This is a genomic window from Burkholderia sp. KBS0801 (assembly GCF_005937855.2).
GTDB classification, from domain to species: Bacteria; Pseudomonadota; Gammaproteobacteria; order Burkholderiales; family Burkholderiaceae; genus Burkholderia; species Burkholderia ambifaria.
This window is the reverse complement of record NZ_CP042177.1, coordinates 360,237-380,248: the sequence shown is the minus strand read 5'-3', so window position 1 is coordinate 380,248 and position 20,012 is coordinate 360,237. Positions and strand designations below refer to the sequence as shown.

The following is a 20,012-nucleotide window of genomic DNA, read 5'->3' as shown; positions in this document are numbered from 1 at the left end:
GAATTCGGTCGGCGGCGCGCATCAGGCCGGCTGGCGCGCGTCGTCGCGGTGATGAAGGAGCGCCGGCCAGCGCGCGGCATCGCGCCACGCGGTGAACGCATCGGCATCGGCGAACGCGCCGCCGAGCGCGGCCTGCGCGAACGCGACCGCCGCATGCGCGACTTCCGGAGCAATCATGAAGCCGTGCCGGTACAGGCCGTTGACGGCGAGCGTCGTCGCGCCGTCCCAGATCACCGCCGGGCGGTGGTCGGGCAGCGTCGGGCGGCACTGCGCATTGAGTTCGAGGATGCGCGCCTCGCCGAACGCCGGGTGCACGGAGAACGCCGCGCTCAGCAGTTCGAGCGCGGAGCGCACGCTGACGGGCGACATGTCCTCGCCCTCCACCTCGGTCGCGCCGATCACGTACAGGTCGTCCTGTTTCGGCGCGATATACAGCGGATAGCGCGGATGCAGCAGCCGCACGGGCCGCGTGAGCCCGATGCCGGGCGCGCGCACCCGCGCGACTTCGCCGCGGATGCCGCGCAGCGCGGGCAGCGCGGCTTTCGCGCCGAGGCCGCGGCAATCGATCGTGAAATGTGCGTCGGGGCGGTTCGCGTCGTCGATCGTCGCGTGCCAGTGCAGCTCGACGCCGCGCTGCGCGAGGCCCGCCGCCAGCGCGCGCAGCGCCTGCCGGTTGTCGAGCTGGCCTTCGCGCGGCAGCAGCAGGCCGCGCGCGAAGCGCCCCGCGAGCGCGGGCTCGGCCGCGTCGACCTGCGCGCCGGCCAGCGTGACGAAGCCGCCGTCGAACAGCTCGGCCGGCGCGTTCGCGCGCACGCGCCGCTCGAACAGCGGCGCTTCCGCCCGATCGGCGTGATGCCAGACGACGAGCGTGCCGTGATGCTGGAAGAACACCGGTTCGGGCAGCTCCGCGAGCCACTGCGGCCAGCGCGCGAGCGACGCGACGCCGAGCTCGGTGATCAGCAGCTCGGCGCTCGCCGCCTCGGCGAGCGGCGCGAGCATCGCGGCCGCGATCCATGCGGCCGACTGCTCGCCGTCCGGGCCGCCGCGCTCGTACAGCGCGACACGATGCCCGTCGCCCGCGAGCCGCCAGGCGATCAGACGGCCGACGAGGCCGCCGCCGAGCACCGCGAAATCCGGTCGTGAAGCGTGGACGTTCATCGCGCGCCCTCCCCGCGAACCGCGCGGGCTCGCTCGACGGACGTCGACGTGCGCGCGCCGCCCTGTGCCAACGCACACGACAGCGGATCGGGAACAGCGCAAAAGACTGAAGATTGAGCGGTCATCATTCCTTCCGTAACGCGCAACGCGCGTACCCAAAAGGACGAAACCGGCAGCAAAGGCCGGCCGGGCGGGACTCGGGCGCTGACCATGTGGGATGGCGGCCAGCGCGGCCCGGCGGGATCAGAAACTTCCCTCGCCGGTATTACCCGGATCGGGTGCGAAGGGTCTTTCTCAGCCTCGCCGCGTCGCCCGGAATGAACCGTCGGCCGCGCTCGAAGCACCCCTGTTTCGTCGTCGGCCATTAGACCATAAAAGCGGAAAGCGCCGCAAACTGTCCCCCTTGCGGCAAATTCGCGTCGCGCTGCGCCGCTCTGGCACAATGCCCGCAGGCCGGCCGCGCGAGCGGCCGGTTGCCGCGTCGCCGCCGGCCCTTAAGCGCCGTTTAAGACGCGCGGGCGACCATCCGTGCGCCCGCCGTCAGTCGGCGCCGCGCCCCGGCATGCCTTATCGCGGCGCGCGCCCGGCTTCGCCCGGCCCGCGCGCCGGCTACTCATCAGGAAGCACATGACCCAATCGATCGATCCCGTCCGCTCCGCCTCAGACGCGCCGCAGGACGAGCGCCCGGTATCCGCATGGAGCCTCATCAAGCCCTACTGGGTGTCGTCCGAATGGAAAACCGCGTGGGGATTGCTCGTCACGATCATCGTGATCAATCTCTGCGTCGTCTGGATCAACGTCAAGCTGAACAAGTGGAACGCGCAGTTCTACAACGCACTGCAGTCGAAGGACGTCCACGACTTCCCGAACCTGCTGATGCAGTTCTCGGCACTCGCGTTCGGCTTCATCATCCTCGCGGTGTACGGCCGCTACCTGCGGCAGATGCTCGGGTTCCGCTGGCGCCAGTGGCTCACCGACCGCTTTCTCGGCCAGTGGCTCGGCGATCGCGCGTTCTACCGGATCGAGCGCGACCGCCTCGCCGACAACCCCGACCAGCGGATCACCGACGACCTCCAGTCGTTCGCGACGACGACGCTCGCGCTGTCGCTCGACCTGCTGTCGACGGTCGTCACGCTCGTGTCGTTCATCACGATCCTGTGGTCGCTCGCCGGCGCGCTGACGCTCTCGCTCGGCGCGACGCCGATCACGATCCCCGGCTACATGGTGTGGGCGGCCGCGCTGTACGCGGTGGTCGGCTCGCTGATCATCCAGAAGGTCGGCCACCCGCTCGTGTCGATCAACTACCAGCAGCAGCGCGTCGAGGCCGATTTCCGCTTCGGGCTGATCCGCGTGCGCGAGAACGCCGAGCAGATCGCGTTCTACGACGGCGAGAAAACCGAGACCCGCAACGCGCAGAGCCTGTTCATGCGCATTCGCGACAACTGGTGGCGCGTGATGAAGTACACGAAGCGCCTCACGTTCGTGCTGAGCTTCTACGGGCAGATCGCGATCATCTTCCCGCTCGTCGTCGCCGCGCCGCGCTATTTCGCGGGCGCGTTCTCGTTCGGCGTGCTGATGCAGATCTCGTCCGCGTTCGGCACCGTCAGCGATTCGTTCTCGTGGTTCATCAACAGTTACTCGACCCTCGTCGAATGGCGCGCGACCGTCAACCGTCTGCGTGAATTCAAGCGCGTGATGGGGACGTCGCACCTGAAGGAAAGCCTGTCGCCGGCAACCGAGCACGGCGGCATCAACCTGCACTACGTCGATGCCGCGAAGCTGTCCACATCGTCGCTGAAGCTCGCGCTGCCGAACGGCACCGCGCTCGCGAACATCGGGAACCTGACGATCGAACCCGGCTCGCGCTGGCTTGTGATCGGCAAGTCGGGTTCCGGCAAGAGCACGTTCATGCGTGCGCTCGCGGGCCTGTGGCCGTTCGGCGACGGCGCGATCGACGCGCCGGTCGGCGCGCGGATGATGTTCGTGCCGCAGACGAGCTACTTGCCGATCGGCACGCTGAAGGCCGCGCTCACCTATCCGGCGCCGCCCGACGCGTTCACCGACGATGCATGCCGCGACGCGCTGCGCGCGTGCCGCCTCGAAGACTACGTCGGGCGCCTCGACGAGACCGGCCACTGGACGCGCGTGCTGTCGCCCGGCGAACAGCAGCGTCTCGCCGGCGCGCGCGTGCTGCTGCACAAGCCGGACTTCCTGTTCCTCGACGAAGCGACGAGCGCGCTCGACGCGGACAACGAAGCACGGCTGTATCACCTGTTCGCCGAACGGCTGCCGAAGGCCGCGATCGTCAGCATCGCCCACCGCGAATCGCTGGCCGCGTTCCACGTCGGCATGATCAACGTCGAGCGCGTGACCGACACCGACAAGGTCGCCGCTTAACCGCAAAAGCAAAAGGCCGGCGCACACCGCGCCGGCCTTCTCTCGTTCGTCCTGCCCCCTTCCCGCTACGCCCGCCCGATCGGCACCGACACGATCGGCACATGCGACACACCGTCGTGCGACAGGCGGCTTTCGAACAGCGTCAGCGCGACGAAGCGCACCGCGACCGGCCGGCCGGTCGCGCCGCCGTGTGCAGGCTGGCCGTCAGCATCGCGCGGCAGCCGCGCGAGCGTCACATGCGGCCGGAACGGCCGGCGGTCGGCCGGCACGCCCAGCTCGCGCAACAGCGCGGACAAATCGGCATTCAGCGCCGCACAGGCGGGATCGGCGGCGAGTTCCGCGACGATCAGCCGCGCGCGCGGCAGGCTCGGCCACCACGCGATCCGCTCGACCCGCTGCAACGGCAGCGCATGCGCGCTCGCAAGCGCCGGCAGCCGCGCGGCCAGCGCGTCGCACCGCGCACGTTCGATCGCGCCGATGAACGCAAGCGTCACGTGCAGTTGCGCGGGCAGCGTGCGCCGTGCGCCGCGCGTGACCGGCAGCGCCTGCAGCGCGTCGCGCGATGCCGTATCGGGCATCAGCGCGACGAACGCACGGAGCCGGTCGCCGTTCATGACTCGCGCACCGCGACGCGGGCTTCGGCCACCGCATCGGACGAAGCCGGACGCAGCGGCAACGGGCCGTGCTCGCCCCACACGTCGGCCGGCAGCACGCGTGCGAGCTCGGGAATCGTGTTGCGCGTGAACACCGGTTCGGCAATGCCCTGCGCGCGCTGGTGGCGATAGTCGCGCCACGCGGCATGCGCATACTTGCCGAGCGCGAGAATCGCGACCAGGTTGATGATCGCCATCAGCCCCATGCTCGTATCGGCCATCGCCCACACCAGCGGCAGTTGCCCGACGCTGCCGAACATCACCATCCCGAGCACCGCGATGCGGAACAGCGGCAGCACGCCGCGCCGCTTCGTGATGAACTCGACGTTGCCTTCCGCATACGCGTAGTTGCCGATCACCGACGAGTACGCGAAAAAGAAGATCGCGACGGCCATGTAGATGCCGCCCCAACCGCCGACGTGACTCGCGATCGCGCGCTGCGTGAGCGCCGCGCCTTCCATGCCGGTGCCGAGTTCGTACTGGCCCGACAGCAGGATCACGAACGCGGTCGCGCTGCAGATCACGATCGTGTCGACGAACACGCCGAGCATCTGGATCAGCCCCTGCACGACCGGATGCCGCACGCTCGCGGTCGCGGCCGCGTTCGGCGCGCTACCCATGCCGGCTTCGTTCGAGAACAGCCCGCGTTTCACGCCCATCCCGACTGCCTGGCTGACCGCATAGCCGGTCAGGCCGCCCGCCGCCTGCTCGAGCCCGAACGCGCTCTTCACGATCAGCGCGAGCACGCCCGGCACCAGCGCCGCGTGCGTCGCGACCGCGTAGACGGCCAGCGCGAGGTAGCCGATCGCCATCACCGGCACGATCACCTGCGCGACCGACGCGATGCGGCGAATGCCGCCGAAGATGAGCGGCGCGGTGAGCAGCACGAGGCCGAGGCCGACCGTCTCGCGGCTCCAGCCGAACGAAGTGTGAAATGCATCGGCGATCGCATTGGCCTGCACCGCGTTGAACACGAAGCCGAACGCGAGGATCAGCGACAGCGAGAACAGCACGCCGAAGCCGCGCGAGCGCAGGCCTGTCTGGATGTAGTAAGCGGGGCCGCCGCGATAGCTGCCGTCCGGATGCGACACCTTGAAGATCTGCGCGAGCGTCGCCTCGACGAACGCGGACGACATGCCGACGAGCGCCGTCATCCACATCCAGAAGATCGCGCCGGGCCCGCCGACCGTCAGCGCGACCGCGACACCCGCGATGTTGCCGGTGCCCACGCGGCTCGCGAGGCCGGTCGCGAATGCCTGGAACGACGAGATGCTGCCCGGCTCGCCCTTGCTGCCGACCAGCTTCATGCTGAGGAACAGCGCCTTCAACTGGATCATCCGGAACCGCAGCGTGAACCACGCGCCCACGCCGAGCAGCAGCGCGATCAGCACATAGTTCCACAGCACGCCGTTGACCGCATCGATCAGCCCTTGCACGAATGCTTCCATCCAGAATCCTTGTAAACGGGGTAAGTCATATTCGGCTGCCACGCGAACGCGGCCGGAGGGGCGACATGATATGACAGTTTCCAAGGATTATTACAAATTGAAAGGAATCGGAGGGCGGAAAATCAATACTCGATGTGATCAGGTTAGGTGACGCTTGGGGGAAATGCGGCAGGTGCAAGAGCTGACACGACGACGGGCGCATGCCGCTGCACTTACGCCCGTCGCCCAGTCCGCATTCGCCAGCCATACGGAGTACTCGACCTCAGCCTTTGCCTCCTGCATGGGGCGATCCCACGCGAAAACCCTGTTGCGGGCGATTCGCAACCTTTGACATTCCGAAACATTTTCAAGACCGGATCACCGAATAGGCGGCGCAGACCGTTGCTCCTTCCCGTCGCCCAGCCCGCGCGCTCAGTTTGATTCCTATCAGCAACACAAAATTTCACCAGCCATGCCGTCGCGCCATGTAGTAGAAGCTTCCCGCGCGATCGGAACATCCTGAAACTCCAGGACTCCTCGCCAGATACCCCCACGGAAATTTTGCGCAAGCATTCGCCCGAAGGGGCAAAACTGAACACATCGTGGCCGCCAAAGACAACGACACATAGAGTCCCACTTGCATCAATGGTCGAAAAGCACGAATCCTAACAACTTCGGATTGCAAACTATTTGACAGCGAAGGAGATGCAAAATGAGGAAGCGAGGCTCTTCATCGGACCACGTCGCCGAGCAAACGCAACGACATAGAAAAAGGAGAATGCTCGTCGCGGCGTCACCCTACCTCCCGATTTATGCACTGTTGAAACAATCAATCAGCTTGGCACAAACCAATGTGTTGCCGGAAATTTCGGCCAACGCACCGCGCCTCCCCAGTCTCGACGGATTTTCAAACAAGGTCGGCGGAGGAGGGGCGATGTCAGAGGCCGCACTCGGTTATCCCAAGCTTCTGTGCTTCGGTAGATACTGTTCCGCCACGGAGATGTTCAATAACGCTGATCATGGCGACATGATCTCCACCACGGAGGAATTCTTCAAATTCCTGTTCGAGTCCCGCAACGAGATTTTTTGGCGCAACCAACTGACGTTGGTCGGCGAATTTACCGGGTGGCTGGCACGAGGCGGCTATCAGAATTTCCCAGGAGCGAATTCATACAACCTTAACGTCGCCCTGGGCCAGTATGGTGATGTTTCGACACTGTTCGGCATCTATGCAAATCAGCTGAACGGCATCCGGCCGGTCTCCGAGTTCCAGTTTTACGGCAATCCCTTCATGTTCATTGGGGCCGTCTACTACTGGGTGTTCGGAAATGGCGAGCGCAGATCAATCAACCTGGAATCCATGAATTTGAGAATGAGCGCTTCCGATTTCAAGTTGATCCAGGACAGCATCGACAATCCAGGATATGGCCCGGGCACCTACTCAATCGACGGACCATTCAGCACAAACATCTTCAACCACGGTGCCCATGACTTCTGGTCCGCCACGACTGTAGGGCGTGTCTCCGGGCACGTACGAGGGACCTTGACGATGCTGCAGGACAATACCTATCGATTCGTTGGCTCCTACACGTTGAATCCAGACAAATTCGACGCCGATAGCTCCAATCGTCCGTTTCTACAAGAGTGGATGACTACCGTGTTGAGAGAAATTGGCTCCATGCTCGGACATGCCGATTATCAAATCTACTTCACTGGTGAAAAGGAGGTCTCGTTCTCAGGTCAAAGAACGATTCAGAACGGGCAAACGCGTCCACCGCAAGCGGTTCACCGGCCATCGTTCGGTGGCCTTATGCGCCCCGGACCCCAGTAGACTGCAATCAGTGTCACATTGGCCCTGTGTTCGTTGGGAGAGCCGACCGCCATGACTTCGACAGCTGCTAGACAGGTCGTTCGTATCGTACTTGCTAGTGTCGCTGTGGCCGCGGCGACTCTCATCGCATTTCTCGTCATTGTCGGAATTGCGAGATACGAGAAAGACGCCGGCTACTGTCCGGGCGCTTCCGTCGAAGAGCTCGAAGCAAAAATTCTGGCGTTCGCGAAAGAACAGCACGTCTATCCGGACGACGCGGAATTCGTGGGAAAGCCGCGCTACCATGCCGACACGTATGGTTGGTGGGGATTCGATCTGAGAGCACCGGACGGAAACTACGTTGCGACGATCGATTGCAATGGCCGCGTCACCGGCTTCGGGAAGATTCAAAAACTTCCTCTTGTGCCTGCGACGCCGACGCAATGACTCCGCTCACAGGGAGCATCGCCCCCAATTGCTCCGAGCAGCCGCTCCTGTAACCGGTGTTCCATAAAAAAAACCGGGCGCCCTTTCGGACGCCCGGCTCTCATCGAAATCTGCTCGCGCGTCGGCTTATCGCGGCAGGTTCGAATGCCCCATCAGATACGCGTCGACCGAGCGCGCGCACTGGCGGCCTTCGCGGATCGCCCACACGACGAGCGACTGGCCGCGGCGCATGTCGCCTGCCGCGAACACCTTGTCGACCGACGTGTAGTACGAGCGATCGCCTTCGGTTGCCGCACGCGCGTTGCCGCGCGCATCCTTCGCGACGCCGAACGCCTCGAGCACGGTGGCTGCCGGCTGCGTGAAGCCCATCGCGAGCAGCACCAGGTCGGCCTTCATCTCGAATTCGGAGCCCGGCACTTCCTGCATCTTGCCGTCCTTCCACTCGACGCGCACCGCGATCAGCTTCTCGACCTTGCCGTTCTTGCCTTCGAGACGCTTCGTCGCGACCGCCCAGTCACGCTCGCAGCCTTCTTCGTGCGACGACGACGTGCGCAGCTTGATCGGCCAGTACGGCCACACGAGCGGCTTGTTTTCCTCTTCCGGCGGCTGCGGCAGCAGCTCGAACTGCGTGACCTGCTTCGCGCCGTGACGGTTCGACGTGCCGACGCAGTCCGAACCCGTATCGCCGCCGCCGATCACGATCACGTGCTTGCCCTTCGCGAGCAGCTGGTCGACGAGCTTGTCGCCCGCGTTCACGCGGTTCTGCTGCGGCAGGAAGTCCATCGCGAAATGGACGCCGGCGAGCTCGCGGCCCGGCACCGGCAGGTCGCGCGGCGTTTCCGAACCGCCCGCGATCACGACCGCGTCGAATTCTTCCTTCAGCTGCTCCGGCGAAATGGTTTCCTTCGCGAGACTGCCGATCGACTCGGGCAGCGGATCCTTGCCGATGAACACGCTGGTGCGGAACGTCACGCCTTCCGCTTCCATCTGGCGCATGCGGCGATCGATCAGCCACTTCTCGAGCTTGAAGTCGGGGATCCCGTAACGTAGCAGGCCGCCGATGCGATCGTTCTTCTCGAACACCGTCACGTCGTGGCCCGCACGCGCGAGCTGCTGCGCGACGGCGAGGCCCGCGGGGCCCGAACCGACGACCGCGACCGTCTTGCCGGTCTTGTGCTCGGGCGGCAGCGGCTTCACCCAGCCTTCCGCCCAGGCCTTGTCGATGATCGCGTGCTCGATCGACTTGATGCCGACCGGATCGTCGTTGATCCCGAGCGTGCACGCCGCCTCGCACGGCGCCGGGCAGATGCGGCCCGTGAACTCGGGGAAGTTGTTGGTCGAATGCAGGACTTCGATCGCCTGCTGCCAGTCCTGGCGGTAAACGAGATCGTTGAAGTCCGGGATGATGTTGTTGACCGGGCAGCCGTTGTTGCAGAACGGGATGCCGCAATCCATGCAGCGCGCGCCCTGGACCTTCGCGTCCGCGTCGGTCAGCGCCGCGACGAATTCCTTGTAATGCTTCACGCGCGTGAGCGGTGCTTCGTACGCCTCGTGGCGGCGTTCGAACTCCAGAAAACCGGTTGCCTTGCCCATAAGGTGCTCTTCTGTTCGGTGTATCGGGTGGGGGAGCCGCGCGCGGCAGTCATGCGCGCGCGGCATTCGCTATGTCGTTCGTCGCTCAGGCGGCCAGCACTTCCTTCGCCGCCTTCTTCGCACCGATCTCGCCCAGCGCGCGCTTGTATTCGTGCGGGAACACCTTCACGAACTGGCGGCGCGCCGCGTCCCAGTTTTCCAGCAGCGACTTCGCGCGCGGCGAACCCGTGAACTGGAAATGACGCTCGACGAGCCCCTTGAGCAGCGCTTCGTCGGTCATGCCTGCATGCCAGAGCGCGCGGTCGACCGTACGCTCCTGCTCGGCCTGCTGCAGCACCGGATCGAGTGCGACCATCGACTTGTTGCACTTCGCCGCGAACGTGCCTTCCGGATCGTAGATGTACGCGAGGCCGCCCGACATGCCGGCCGCGAAGTTGCGCCCGGTTTCGCCGAGCACGACGACCGTGCCGCCCGTCATGTATTCGCAACCGTGGTCGCCCGTGCCTTCGACGACCGCCGTCGCACCCGAGTTGCGCACGCAGAAACGCTCGCCCGCGACGCCGCGGAAGAACGCCTCGCCTTCGATCGCGCCGTACATCACCGTGTTGCCGCAGATGATGTTTTCCTCGGACTTGCCGCGGAAGTCGTTGGTCGGACGGATGATGATCCGGCCGCCCGACAGGCCCTTGCCGACGTAGTCGTTGCCGTCGCCGACGAGGTCGAGCGTCACGCCCTTCGCGAGGAATGCGCCGAAGCTCTGGCCGGCCGTGCCCTTCAGCTGGATGTGCACCGCGTCGTCGGCCAGGCCGTCGTGGCCGTGCTTCTTCGCGATCACGCCCGACAGCATCGCGCCGACGGTACGGTTCACGTTGCGCACCGGCTGGATGAACGACACATGCTCGCCGTTCTCGATCGCGGCCTTCGCCTTCTCGATCAGCACGTGGTCGAGCGCCCGCTCGAGGCCGTGATCCTGCACGTCGACGTGACGCGGCGCGACGCCCTCGCACTCCTCCGGCTGGTAGAACACGCGCGAGAAGTCGAGGCCCTTCGCCTTCCAGTGCTCGATGCCCTTGCGCGTATCGAGCAGGTCGGCGCGGCCGATCAGGTCGTCGAACTTCGCGATGCCGAGCTGCGCCATGATCTCGCGCACTTCTTCAGCGACGAAGAAGAAGTAGTTCACGACGTGCTCGGGCTGGCCCTTGAACTTCGCACGCAGCACCGGATCCTGCGTCGCGACGCCGACCGGGCACGTGTTCAGGTGGCACTTGCGCATCATGATGCAGCCTTCGACGACGAGCGGTGCCGTCGCGAAGCCGAATTCGTCCGCGCCGAGCAGCGCGCCGATCACGACGTCACGGCCCGTCTTCATCTGGCCGTCGGCCTGCACGCGGATCCGGCCGCGCAGGCGGTTCAGCACCAGCGTCTGCTGCGTTTCGGCCAGGCCGAGTTCCCACGGCGTGCCCGCATGCTTGACCGACGACAGCGGCGATGCGCCCGTGCCGCCGTCGTGGCCCGCGATCACGACGTGATCGGCCTTCGCCTTCGCGACACCGGCCGCAACCGTGCCGACGCCCACTTCCGACACGAGCTTCACCGAGATGCTCGAGCTCGGGTTCACGTTCTTAAGGTCGTGGATCAGCTGCGCCAGATCCTCGATCGAGTAGATGTCGTGGTGCGGCGGCGGCGAGATCAGGCCGACGCCCGGCACCGAGTAGCGCAGCTTGCCGATGTATTCCGACACCTTGTGGCCCGGCAGCTGGCCGCCTTCGCCCGGCTTCGCGCCCTGCGCCATCTTGATCTGGATCTGATCGGCCGATGCGAGGTACTCGGCGGTGACGCCGAAGCGGCCCGACGCGACCTGCTTGATCTTCGAGCGCAGCGAATCGCCGTCCTTCAGCGCAATGTCGCTGACGATCTCGTCACCGATCACCGACTTCAGCGTCTCGCCCGACTTGATCGGAATGCCGCGCAGCTCGTTGCGATAACGCTTCTCGTCCTCGCCGCCTTCGCCGGTGTTCGACTTGCCGCCGATCCGGTTCATCGCGATCGCGAGCGTCGCGTGCGCTTCGGTGCTGATCGAACCGAGCGACATCGCGCCGGTCGCGAAGCGCTTGACGATGTCCTTCGCCGGCTCGACGTCGTCGATCGGGATCGCCTTGGTCGGCTCGACCTTGAACTCGAACAGGCCGCGGAACGTCATGTGACGCTTGGTCTGGTCGTTGATCAGGTGCGCGTATTCCTTGTACGTCTGGTACGAGTTGCTACGCGTCGCGTGCTGGAGCTTCGCGATCGAGTCCGGCGTCCACATGTGGTCTTCGCCGCGCACGCGGTACGCGTACTCGCCGCCCGCGTCGAGCATGTCGCGCAGGACCGGGTTGTCGCCGAACGCATCGCGGTGCAGGCGGATCGCTTCTTCCGCGACTTCGAACAGGCCGATGCCGCCGACCTTCGACGCCGTGCCCTTGAAGTACTTCTCGACGAGGTCGCTCGACAGGCCGAGCGCTTCGAAGATCTGCGCGCCCGTGTACGACATGTATGTCGAGATGCCCATCTTCGACATCACCTTCTGCAGCCCCTTGCCGACCGCCTTCGTGAAGTTGTAGACGGCCTTCTCCGGCGACAGGTCGCCCGGCAGGCCTTCGGCCATCTTCGCGAGCGTTTCCATCGCGAGGTACGGGTGGACGGCTTCCGCGCCGTAGCCCGCGAGCAGCGCGAAATGGTGCGTCTCACGTGCCGAGCCCGTCTCGACGACGAGGCCCGTGCTCGTGCGCAGCCCTTGCTGGACGAGGTGCGTGTGGATCGCCGACGTGGCGAGCAGCGCCGGAATCGCGACGTGTTCGGCGTCCGTCTTGCGGTCCGACACGATCAGCATGTTGTAGCCCGACTTGACCGCGTCGACGGCTTCCGCGCACAGCGACGCGAGGCGCGCCTCGATGCCTTCCTTGCCCCATGCGACCGGGTAGCAGATGTTCAGCTCGTATGCGCTGAACTTGCCGCCCGTGTACTGGTCGATCGCGCGGATCTTCGCGATGTCCTTGAAGTCGAGCACCGGCTGCGACACTTCGAGACGCATCGGCGGGTTGATGTTGTTCGTGTCGAGCAGGTTCGGCTTCGGGCCGATGAACGACACGAGCGACATGACCATGTTTTCGCGGATCGGGTCGATCGGCGGGTTCGTGACCTGCGCGAATAGCTGCTTGAAGTAGTGATAGAGCGTCTTGTTCTTGTTCGACATCACCGCGAGCGGCGAGTCGTTGCCCATCGAACCGACGGCTTCCTCACCCTGCTGCGCCATCGGCGCCATCAGGAACTTCAGGTCTTCCTGCGTATAGCCGAACGCCTGCTGGCGGTCGAGCAGCGCGGCGCCCTGCGTGCGGCCGGCCGCGACGTCCTCGGCCTTCGGCTCGATCTCGTCGAGCTTGATGCGCACGGCATCGATCCAGCTCTTGTACGGCTTCGCGTTCGCGAGGTTGTCCTTGAGCTCCTTGTCGTCGATGATGCGGCCGTGTTCCATGTCGATCAGGAACATCTTGCCCGGCTGCAGGCGCCACTTCTTGACGATCTTCGATTCGGGGATCGGCAGCGTGCCGGCTTCCGACGCCATGATGACGAGGTCGTCGTCCGTGACGATGTAGCGCGCCGGGCGCAGGCCGTTACGGTCGAGCGTCGCGCCGATCTGGCGGCCGTCGGTGAACGCGATCGCGGCGGGGCCGTCCCACGGCTCCATCATCGCGGCGTGGTATTCGTAGAACGCGCGGCGGTTGTCGTCCATCAGCGTGTGCTGTTCCCACGCTTCCGGGATCATCATCATCACCGCGTGCACGAGCGGGTAGCCGGCCATCACCAGCAGTTCGAGACAGTTGTCGAACGACGCGGTGTCCGACTGGCCCGGGTAGATCAGCGGCCAGAGCTTCGGGAGGTCGTCGCCGAGCACGTGCGACGCGATCGCGCCGGTACGCGCGTTCAGCCAGTTCACGTTGCCCTTCACGGTGTTGATCTCGCCGTTGTGCGCGATCATCCGGTACGGGTGAGCGAGTTCCCATGCCGGGAACGTGTTGGTCGAGAAGCGCTGGTGCACAAGCGCGAGCGCCGACACGACGCGCGCGTCCTGCAGGTCGCGGTAATACACGCCGACCTGGCCTGCCAGCAGCAGCCCCTTGTAGACGACCGTGCGCGCCGACATCGACGGCACGAAGTATTCCTTGCCGTGCTTGAGTTTCAGCGCCTGGATGCGGTGGCTCGCGGTCTTGCGGATCACGTACAGCTTCCGCTCGAGCGCGTCCGTCACCATGATGTCCTTGCCGCGGCCGATGAAGATCTGGCGGATCAGCGGCTCGCTCGCCTTCACCGTCGGCGAGATCGGCATCGCATGGTCGACCGGCACGTCGCGCCAGCCGAGCACGACCTGCCCCTCGGCCCGCACCGTCCGCTCGAGTTCCTGCTCGCACGCGAGACGCGACGCGTTTTCCTTCGGCAGGAAGATCATGCCGACCCCATATTCGCCAGCCGGCGGCAGCGTCACGCCCTGCTTCGACATCTCCTCGCGATAGAACGCGTCCGGAATCTGGATCAGGATGCCGGCGCCGTCGCCCATCAGCGGATCGGCACCGACGGCGCCGCGGTGATCGAGGTTCTCGAGGATCTTAAGACCCTGCTGAATGATCTCGTGGCTCTTCTTGCCCTTGATGTGAGCGACGAAGCCGACGCCGCAGGCGTCGTGTTCGTTTTGCGGGTCGTACAGACCTTGTGCGGCGGGCACCGCGGCGAGCGGCTTCTGGTGGTCGTTCATGGGGACACCGTCGTAAAGGGGGCCTCGAAGGCCGTTGAACCATTTTTTTGTTGCCGTCGATCCCGCTCCCGACGGGAGACGGCACGGCCGACAGTGGTTGGGCGAGCTTCGCCCGGGCCACCGGAATTCGGAATATACGCGACGAATCAAAGGAATAGCAACAAAAACCTCTTGATAGAACCCCAATTAAAGCCACGCTCCGATCTGGTGCCGTTTTATTGGGGACGTATCGTTTTGGTGCAAAAAGAAGCGGCGCCCGCGGCGCCGCCTCGTGATCCGCCTGTTCCGGGCTATTGCTGGATGGGCGGCGTGTTTTCACGCACCTTTCTGGGGCGTCCGCGCGGCAGCGGCGACACGCGACGATTCGCGGTGCGGGCCGCCCACTCGCGGTAATTCTCGCCGCCGAGCACCCAGCCCTTCAGCGTCGCTTGTTGAAGCTGATCGGCCTGCCGCTCGTCGAGCGGCTGTTCGCACAGCTCCTTGTACGCGCGCTGCCGGTCGAACGGCGTGTTGCCGAGCGCCCAGTAGAGCGGGTGGTCGGTGATCAGGCTGTCGACCGTCAGCCCGACGTGGTGCCGGTAGCTCGACCAGCGATAGGCGTCGGGCGTCGCAACCAGCTGCGCGCGCACCGGGCTCATCTCGACCACGCGGCTCGCGAGCAGGAAATAGCGCTCGCCTTCGATCACGGTCGCCCGATAGCGGCCTTCCCACAGGGTGCCGCGACGTGAATAGCGCCGGTTGAAATGCGCGACGTAGCGGCGGCCGACCGCCTGCATCGCCTTCGGCAGGCTCGCCTCGTCGCTCGGCGTCACGAGGAGCTGCACCTGACGCGGGAGCAGCACATAGGCATGCACCGAAAGATGGTGATCGCGTGCCGCGGCCTTCAGGCAATCGATAAAGAGTTCGTAGTCCTGGTCGTCGACGAACGCGGGTTGCTGATCCAGGCCGCGCAGTATCACGTGCTGCGGCTGGTCGGGAACGTAGAGTCGTGCTAACCGTGCCATGCTGAATGTCCGTTTGAACGCGTTAGGAAATACCCGAAGGTCCGAAAGTGCGCACCTGCGTAGAATGCCTGTCCCTACGGGGCGCGGAAGCGTACGGTCGTGCGAATCCTAGGGAGAAAGCTCTAACTTGCGAGCTTGTTTGGTTTTAAACGCAGTCGTCATAATGAGCACGCCTTTGATCGGAGGAGACACAATGAAACGAAAACTGGCCATTACGGGGGCCGCAGCGCTCGCATTCGCATTTGCGGGCGGCCCGGCACACGCACAATCCGCAGGTGACTTCTACGTCAGCACCGGCTGGCTGCACCTGTCACCGCAGGACAGCAGCGACCCGCTGTTCGTCTACCGCGTCGGCGGCACGCCCATCAACCAATCGATTCCCAACACGGGCGCCGGCATCAACGACGCCGATACGCTCGGGCTCGCCGCGGGCTACTTCGTTACCGACCACATCTCCACCGAGCTCGTCATGGGGATACCGCCGAAGTTCGACATCACCGGCAAGGGTCGGTTCGAAAACTTCGGCGTACTCGGCCGTGCGTACCAGTGGAGCCCCGCCCTGTTGCTTCGCTACCACTTCAACGACGCCAACGCGAAGTTCCGTCCGTATCTCGGCGTCGGCGCGACGTATGTCTGGTTCACCGGCGCAAAGATCACGAACAGCAGCTTCGAGAACGGCGTGCTCGGCGGCCCGACCAGCGCCACGACCAGCAACCAGTGGGCGCCCGTGCTCAACGCCGGCTTCACGTACAACTTCACGAAACACTGGTTCGGGGGCCTGTCGATCTCGTACATCCCGGTCAGCGTGACCGCCACCTTCACGACGGCCCGCCGCACGCCGGTCGGCACCCTGACCGAAACGTCGAAAGCGAAGATCTCGCTGAACCCGATCGTCACGTACCTGAACGTCGGCTACCGCTTCTAAGCGTAGTCGAATATTTGGGGAATGGTTAATCCTGCTGCAATTTGTAGCGGATTTTTCCCGACGTAACGTCTCCACGATGCAAAACGCCCCGGCGGGAATCGCGTCGGGGCGTCGTTTTTTCGCGTCACGCAGGTTCCCGGACAGAATTTTGCCCGGTGCGGGCGCTATATGACGTCGTCGAGTGCCGTCGGGCCGATCAGGTCGATCCGGTCCGTGCAGACCGCGTCGACGCCCCAGCGCACGAGTTCGCGCGCCCGGGCGAGGTCGTTGACCGTGTAGACCAGGATGCGTAGCCCGGCCGCCTTGATCGCGCGCACGAGCGGTTCGTCGAGCCGTGTGTGGTCTGCATGCAACGAAACGCAGCCGAGCGCCCCGACGACCTGCGCATGCCAGTCGTCCGGCACGGCTTCGTATAGCATCCCGCGCGGCAGCGCCGGCACGGTCGCGTGCGCCTGCTGCAGCGCATCGAACGAAAACGACGAAAGCAGCGGGGGCACCGCGGCATCGCGCCAGTACGCAGCCGCGTCGGCCGCCACGCGCTGCCCGGTTTCGCGCTCGCGCCCCGGGCATGGCTTGATCTCGACATTCGCGGCCAGCCCGTGCGCGATGCAGCGCGCCGCCGCCGCCTCGAGCGTCGGCATCCGCTCGCCCGCGAAGCGCGCGTCGAACCACGCACCGGCGTCGAGCGCGGCCAGCGCCGCATAACGCATGCCCGCCGCCGGCCCGCTGCCGTTCGACGTGCGCTCGACCGTGTCGTCGTGCAGCAGGAACGTCACGTCGTCGGCGGACAGCTTCGCGTCGAACTCGACCATCCGGTGCCCGCGCCGCGCGCCCTCGTCGAGCGCGGCGAGGGTGTTCTCCGGCGCAAGCGTGCCGCCGCCGCGATGGGCGACCACGCGCGGATAGGGCCAGTCGGTACGGGAAGTCATCGTGCGCCTCGCAGCGGGTTCGTCAGGGTCAGCCGGCGCGCTTGCCGGTCTCGGGATCGAAGAAATGCAGCCGGTGCGCGGGCAGCGCGGCGCCCAGCGCCGTGCCGCGCGCGGGACGATCCGCGTGCGGCAGGCGTACCACGACGTCGTGGTTGCCCCAGCGGCCGTGCGCGAGGTTGTCCGCGCCGAGCAGCTCGCACGAATCGACCGGCAACGATGCCTGCGCGACGCCCGGCTGCGGCGTCATGTGCTCCGGGCGCACGCCGAGCACCCAGTCGCGCCCGGTGGCGATCGTGGTGCCGATGCCGGGCGCGCCGGCGACCGGCAGCGCCGGGCCGCCGCCCGCGACCGCAAAGGTCGCGCCATCCTCCGACAGCCGGCCATGCATCAGGTTCATCGCCGGCGAGCCGATGAAGCCTGCGACGAACTCCGTCTCCGGCTTCTCGTACACGTCGACCGGCGCGCCGATCTGCTCCGCGTAGCCGCGGTTCATCACGATCACGCGCTGCGCGAGCGTCATCGCCTCGATCTGGTCGTGCGTCACGTACACGCTCGTCGTCGCGAGCCGCGCATGCAGCCGCTGGATCTCGAGCCGCATCTGCACGCGCAGCTTCGCATCGAGGTTCGACAGCGGCTCGTCGAACAGGAACACCTCCGGCTCGCGCACGATCGCACGCCCCATCGCGACGCGCTGCCGCTGGCCGCCCGACAGTTCGCGCGGACGCCGCGCGAGCAGCGGATCGAGTTCGAGGATCTTCGCGGCCGCGGCCACCCGCGCGTCGATCGTCGCGCGCTCGATGCCGCGGATCTTCAGCCCGTAGCCCATGTTCTGCGCGACCGTCATGTGCGGATAGAGCGCGTAGTTCTGGAACACCATCGCGATGTCGCGATCCTTCGGCTCCAGCGCGTTGACCACGCGGTCGCCGATCGCGATCTCGCCGTCCGTCACCGTCTCGAGCCCCGCGATCATCCGCAGCAGCGTCGACTTGCCGCAGCCCGACGGGCCGACCAGCACGACGAATTCGCCGTCGGCGATCTCCACGTCGATGCCGTGCAGCACGTGCTGCTTGCCGTCGTAGGATTTCCTGACGCCCTTCAAGCTCAGCGCAGCCATACTTGGTCCTTCTCCCGGTTGCCGTCCGTGGTTCATTTCTCGGAATCGACGAGGCCGCGCACGAACCAGCGCTGCATCGCCAGCACGACGACGAGCGGCGGAATCATCGCCAGCAGCGTCGCCGCCATCACGTATTGCCATTCGGTCGCGGCGTCGCCGCTCGCGATCATCGTCTTGATGCCCACCACCGCCGTCGACAGCGACGCCTCCGTCGTGATCAGGATCGGCCACAGATACTGGTTCCAGCCGTAGATGAAGGTGATCACGAACAGCGCCGCGATGGTCGTCTTCGACAGCGGCAGCACGACGTCCCAGAAGAAGCGCATCGGCCCCGCGCCGTCGATGCGCGCGGCGTCCATCAATTCGTCGGGCAGCGTCATGAAGAACTGGCGGAACAGGAACGTCGCCGTCGCCGACGCGATCAGCGGCAGCGTGAGCCCCGCGTAGGCGTTCGTCAGGTGCAGCGTCGACACCACCTGCACGGTCGGGAAGATCCGCACCTCGACCGGCAGCATCAGCGTGATGAAGATCAGCCAGAACGCCGTGTTGCGGAACGGGAAGCGGAAATAGACGATCGCGTACGCGGACAGGATCGACACCGCGATCTTGCCGACCGCGATCCCGAGTGCCATCACGAAGCTGTTCACGAGCAGCCGGCCGAACGGCGCGGTCGTGCCGCCGCTGCCGTGCCCCCAGATGTACGCGATGTTCTCCAGCAGGTGCGTGCTCGGCACCAGCGACAGCGGGATCGTGAACACTTCCTGCGCGTTCATCGTCGCCGCGCAGAATGCGACGTAGACGGGGAACACGATCGCCACGACGCCCGCGATCAGCACCGCGTGGCAGAACAGGTCGAAACCCTTGCGATTTTCGATCATGCGTATTGCACCCTGCGTTCGACGAAGCGGAACTGGATCACCGTGAGCCCGACGACGATGATCATCAGCACGACCGACTGCGCGCCCGAACTGCCGATGTCGAGCCCCTGGAAGCCTTCCGTGAAGATCTTGTAGATCAGCGTCTTGGTGCTTTGCGCGGGGCCGCCCGCGGTGGCCGCGTCGATTACCGGGAACGTGTCGAAGAACGCGTAGACGAGGTTCACGACCAGCAGGAAGAAGCTCGTCGGCGACAGCAGCGGCAGCACGATGTTGAAGAAGCGCCGCACCGGCCCGGCGCCGTCGATCGCCGCCGCCTCGATCAGCGAGCGCGGAATCGCCTGCAGCCCCGCATAGAAGAACAGGAAGTTGTAGCTCACCTGCTTCCACACCGACGCGAGCACGACGAGGAACATCGCCTGGCTGCCGTTCAGCGCGTGATTCCAGACAATGCCGCCCTTTGCGAGCGCATAGGTGACGAGGCCGATGCTCGGGTTGAACAGGAACGCCCACAGCACGGCGGCGATCGTCGGCGCGACCGCGTACGGCCAGATCAGCAGCGTGCGGTACACGCGCGCGCCGCGGATCACGCGGTCGGCGCACGCGGCGAGCAGCAGCGACACGACGAGCCCGCTGACCGTGACGAGCGAGCTGAACACCAGTGTCGTGCGGAACGAGTCGAGGTACAGCGGATCGGCGAACAGGTGCGTGAAGTTCGCGAAGCCGACGAATTCGCTCGACGTGCCGAACGCATCCTGCATTTGCGTCGACTGCCACAGCGCGACGCCGGCCGGCCACAGGAAGAACACGGCGGTGATCGCGAGCTGCGGCGCGATCAGCAGGTACGGCAGCAGGCTCGCGCCGAAACGGGAACGGGATTGCATCGCGGGC

The 20,012-nt window shown here is 65.6% G+C and carries 14 protein-coding genes and 1 riboswitch; of the genes, 4 read left to right on the top strand and 10 right to left on the bottom strand.

Annotated features, from left to right (window positions below; all coding sequences use genetic code 11):
• Positions 1–21 precede the first annotated feature (21 nt).
• Positions 22–1,158, bottom strand: a complete 1,137-nt coding sequence (locus FFI87_RS01820) for an FAD-dependent oxidoreductase (RefSeq protein ID WP_138848342.1) — start codon at positions 1,156–1,158, stop codon at positions 22–24.
• Between the two features lie 234 nt (positions 1,159–1,392).
• Positions 1,393–1,516: riboswitch (TPP riboswitch) on the bottom strand.
• A 269-nt stretch (positions 1,517–1,785) separates the two neighbouring features.
• Here FFI87_RS01820 and FFI87_RS01810 point away from each other — a divergent pair.
• Entirely contained in the window at positions 1,786–3,555 is a 1,770-nt protein-coding gene (locus FFI87_RS01810) for an ABC transporter ATP-binding protein/permease (RefSeq protein ID WP_138848343.1), read from the top strand.
• 65 nt (positions 3,556–3,620) lie between these two features.
• On the opposite strand, the gene thpR is transcribed toward FFI87_RS01810, so the two are convergent.
• Positions 3,621–4,169 (bottom strand): RNA 2',3'-cyclic phosphodiesterase, encoded by a 549-nt coding sequence (thpR, locus tag FFI87_RS01805; protein ID WP_138848344.1) that lies wholly within the window; start codon positions 4,167–4,169, stop codon positions 3,621–3,623.
• A complete protein-coding gene (locus tag FFI87_RS01800; protein ID WP_138848345.1) occupies positions 4,166–5,656 on the bottom strand; it encodes an alanine/glycine:cation symporter family protein in 1,491 nt (496 codons plus the stop codon). Before FFI87_RS01800 ends, thpR begins: the two co-directional genes overlap by 4 nt.
• Before the next feature lie 757 nt (positions 5,657–6,413).
• Here FFI87_RS01800 and FFI87_RS01790 point away from each other — a divergent pair.
• Positions 6,414–7,466, top strand: a complete 1,053-nt coding sequence (locus FFI87_RS01790) for a lipid II-degrading bacteriocin (RefSeq protein ID WP_261378485.1) — start codon at positions 6,414–6,416, stop codon at positions 7,464–7,466.
• Positions 7,467–7,517: 51 nt separating this feature from the next.
• Positions 7,518–7,892 (top strand): hypothetical protein, encoded by a 375-nt coding sequence (locus FFI87_RS01785; RefSeq protein ID WP_175711924.1) that lies wholly within the window; start codon positions 7,518–7,520, stop codon positions 7,890–7,892.
• 126 nt (positions 7,893–8,018) lie between these two features.
• On the opposite strand, the gene FFI87_RS01780 is transcribed toward FFI87_RS01785, so the two are convergent.
• From FFI87_RS01780 to FFI87_RS01765, 3 genes are all read right to left on the bottom strand, one after another.
• Positions 8,019–9,485: a glutamate synthase subunit beta gene (locus tag FFI87_RS01780; RefSeq protein ID WP_012362916.1), complete on the bottom strand. Its 1,467-nt coding sequence runs from the start codon at positions 9,483–9,485 to the stop codon at positions 8,019–8,021.
• 85 nt (positions 9,486–9,570) lie between these two features.
• The gene (locus FFI87_RS01775) at positions 9,571–14,274 is read right to left on the bottom strand and encodes a glutamate synthase-related protein (protein ID WP_138848349.1); all 4,704 of its coding nucleotides are present in this window, start codon (positions 14,272–14,274) and stop codon (positions 9,571–9,573) included.
• A gap of 290 nt (positions 14,275–14,564) precedes the next feature.
• Positions 14,565–15,278 (bottom strand): transposase, encoded by a 714-nt coding sequence (locus FFI87_RS01765; RefSeq protein ID WP_006752972.1) that lies wholly within the window; start codon positions 15,276–15,278, stop codon positions 14,565–14,567.
• Positions 15,279–15,471: 193 nt separating this feature from the next.
• On the opposite strand from FFI87_RS01765, the gene FFI87_RS01760 reads away from it, so the two are divergent.
• Entirely contained in the window at positions 15,472–16,203 is a 732-nt protein-coding gene (locus FFI87_RS01760) for an OmpW/AlkL family protein (RefSeq protein WP_011655784.1), read from the top strand.
• A gap of 164 nt (positions 16,204–16,367) precedes the next feature.
• Here the strand turns inward: FFI87_RS01760 and ugpQ are convergent, their stop codons facing one another.
• From ugpQ to ugpA, 4 genes are read right to left on the bottom strand one after another with little or no spacing between them, the layout of a single operon-like run.
• A complete protein-coding gene (gene ugpQ, locus FFI87_RS01755; RefSeq protein WP_138848351.1) occupies positions 16,368–17,132 on the bottom strand; it encodes a glycerophosphodiester phosphodiesterase in 765 nt (254 codons plus the stop codon).
• Positions 17,133–17,160: 28 nt separating this feature from the next.
• Positions 17,161–18,246, bottom strand: a complete 1,086-nt coding sequence (locus FFI87_RS01750) for a sn-glycerol-3-phosphate import ATP-binding protein UgpC (protein WP_138848352.1) — start codon at positions 18,244–18,246, stop codon at positions 17,161–17,163.
• A gap of 32 nt (positions 18,247–18,278) precedes the next feature.
• Positions 18,279–19,124, bottom strand: coding sequence for a sn-glycerol-3-phosphate ABC transporter permease UgpE (ugpE, locus tag FFI87_RS01745; protein ID WP_012362912.1), 846 nt, complete (start codon positions 19,122–19,124; stop codon positions 18,279–18,281).
• Positions 19,121–20,005, bottom strand: a complete 885-nt coding sequence (gene ugpA / locus FFI87_RS01740; RefSeq protein ID WP_059535674.1) for a sn-glycerol-3-phosphate ABC transporter permease UgpA — start codon at positions 20,003–20,005, stop codon at positions 19,121–19,123. The genes ugpE and ugpA overlap by 4 nt, the downstream gene beginning before the upstream one ends.
• Positions 20,006–20,012 lie beyond the last annotated feature (7 nt).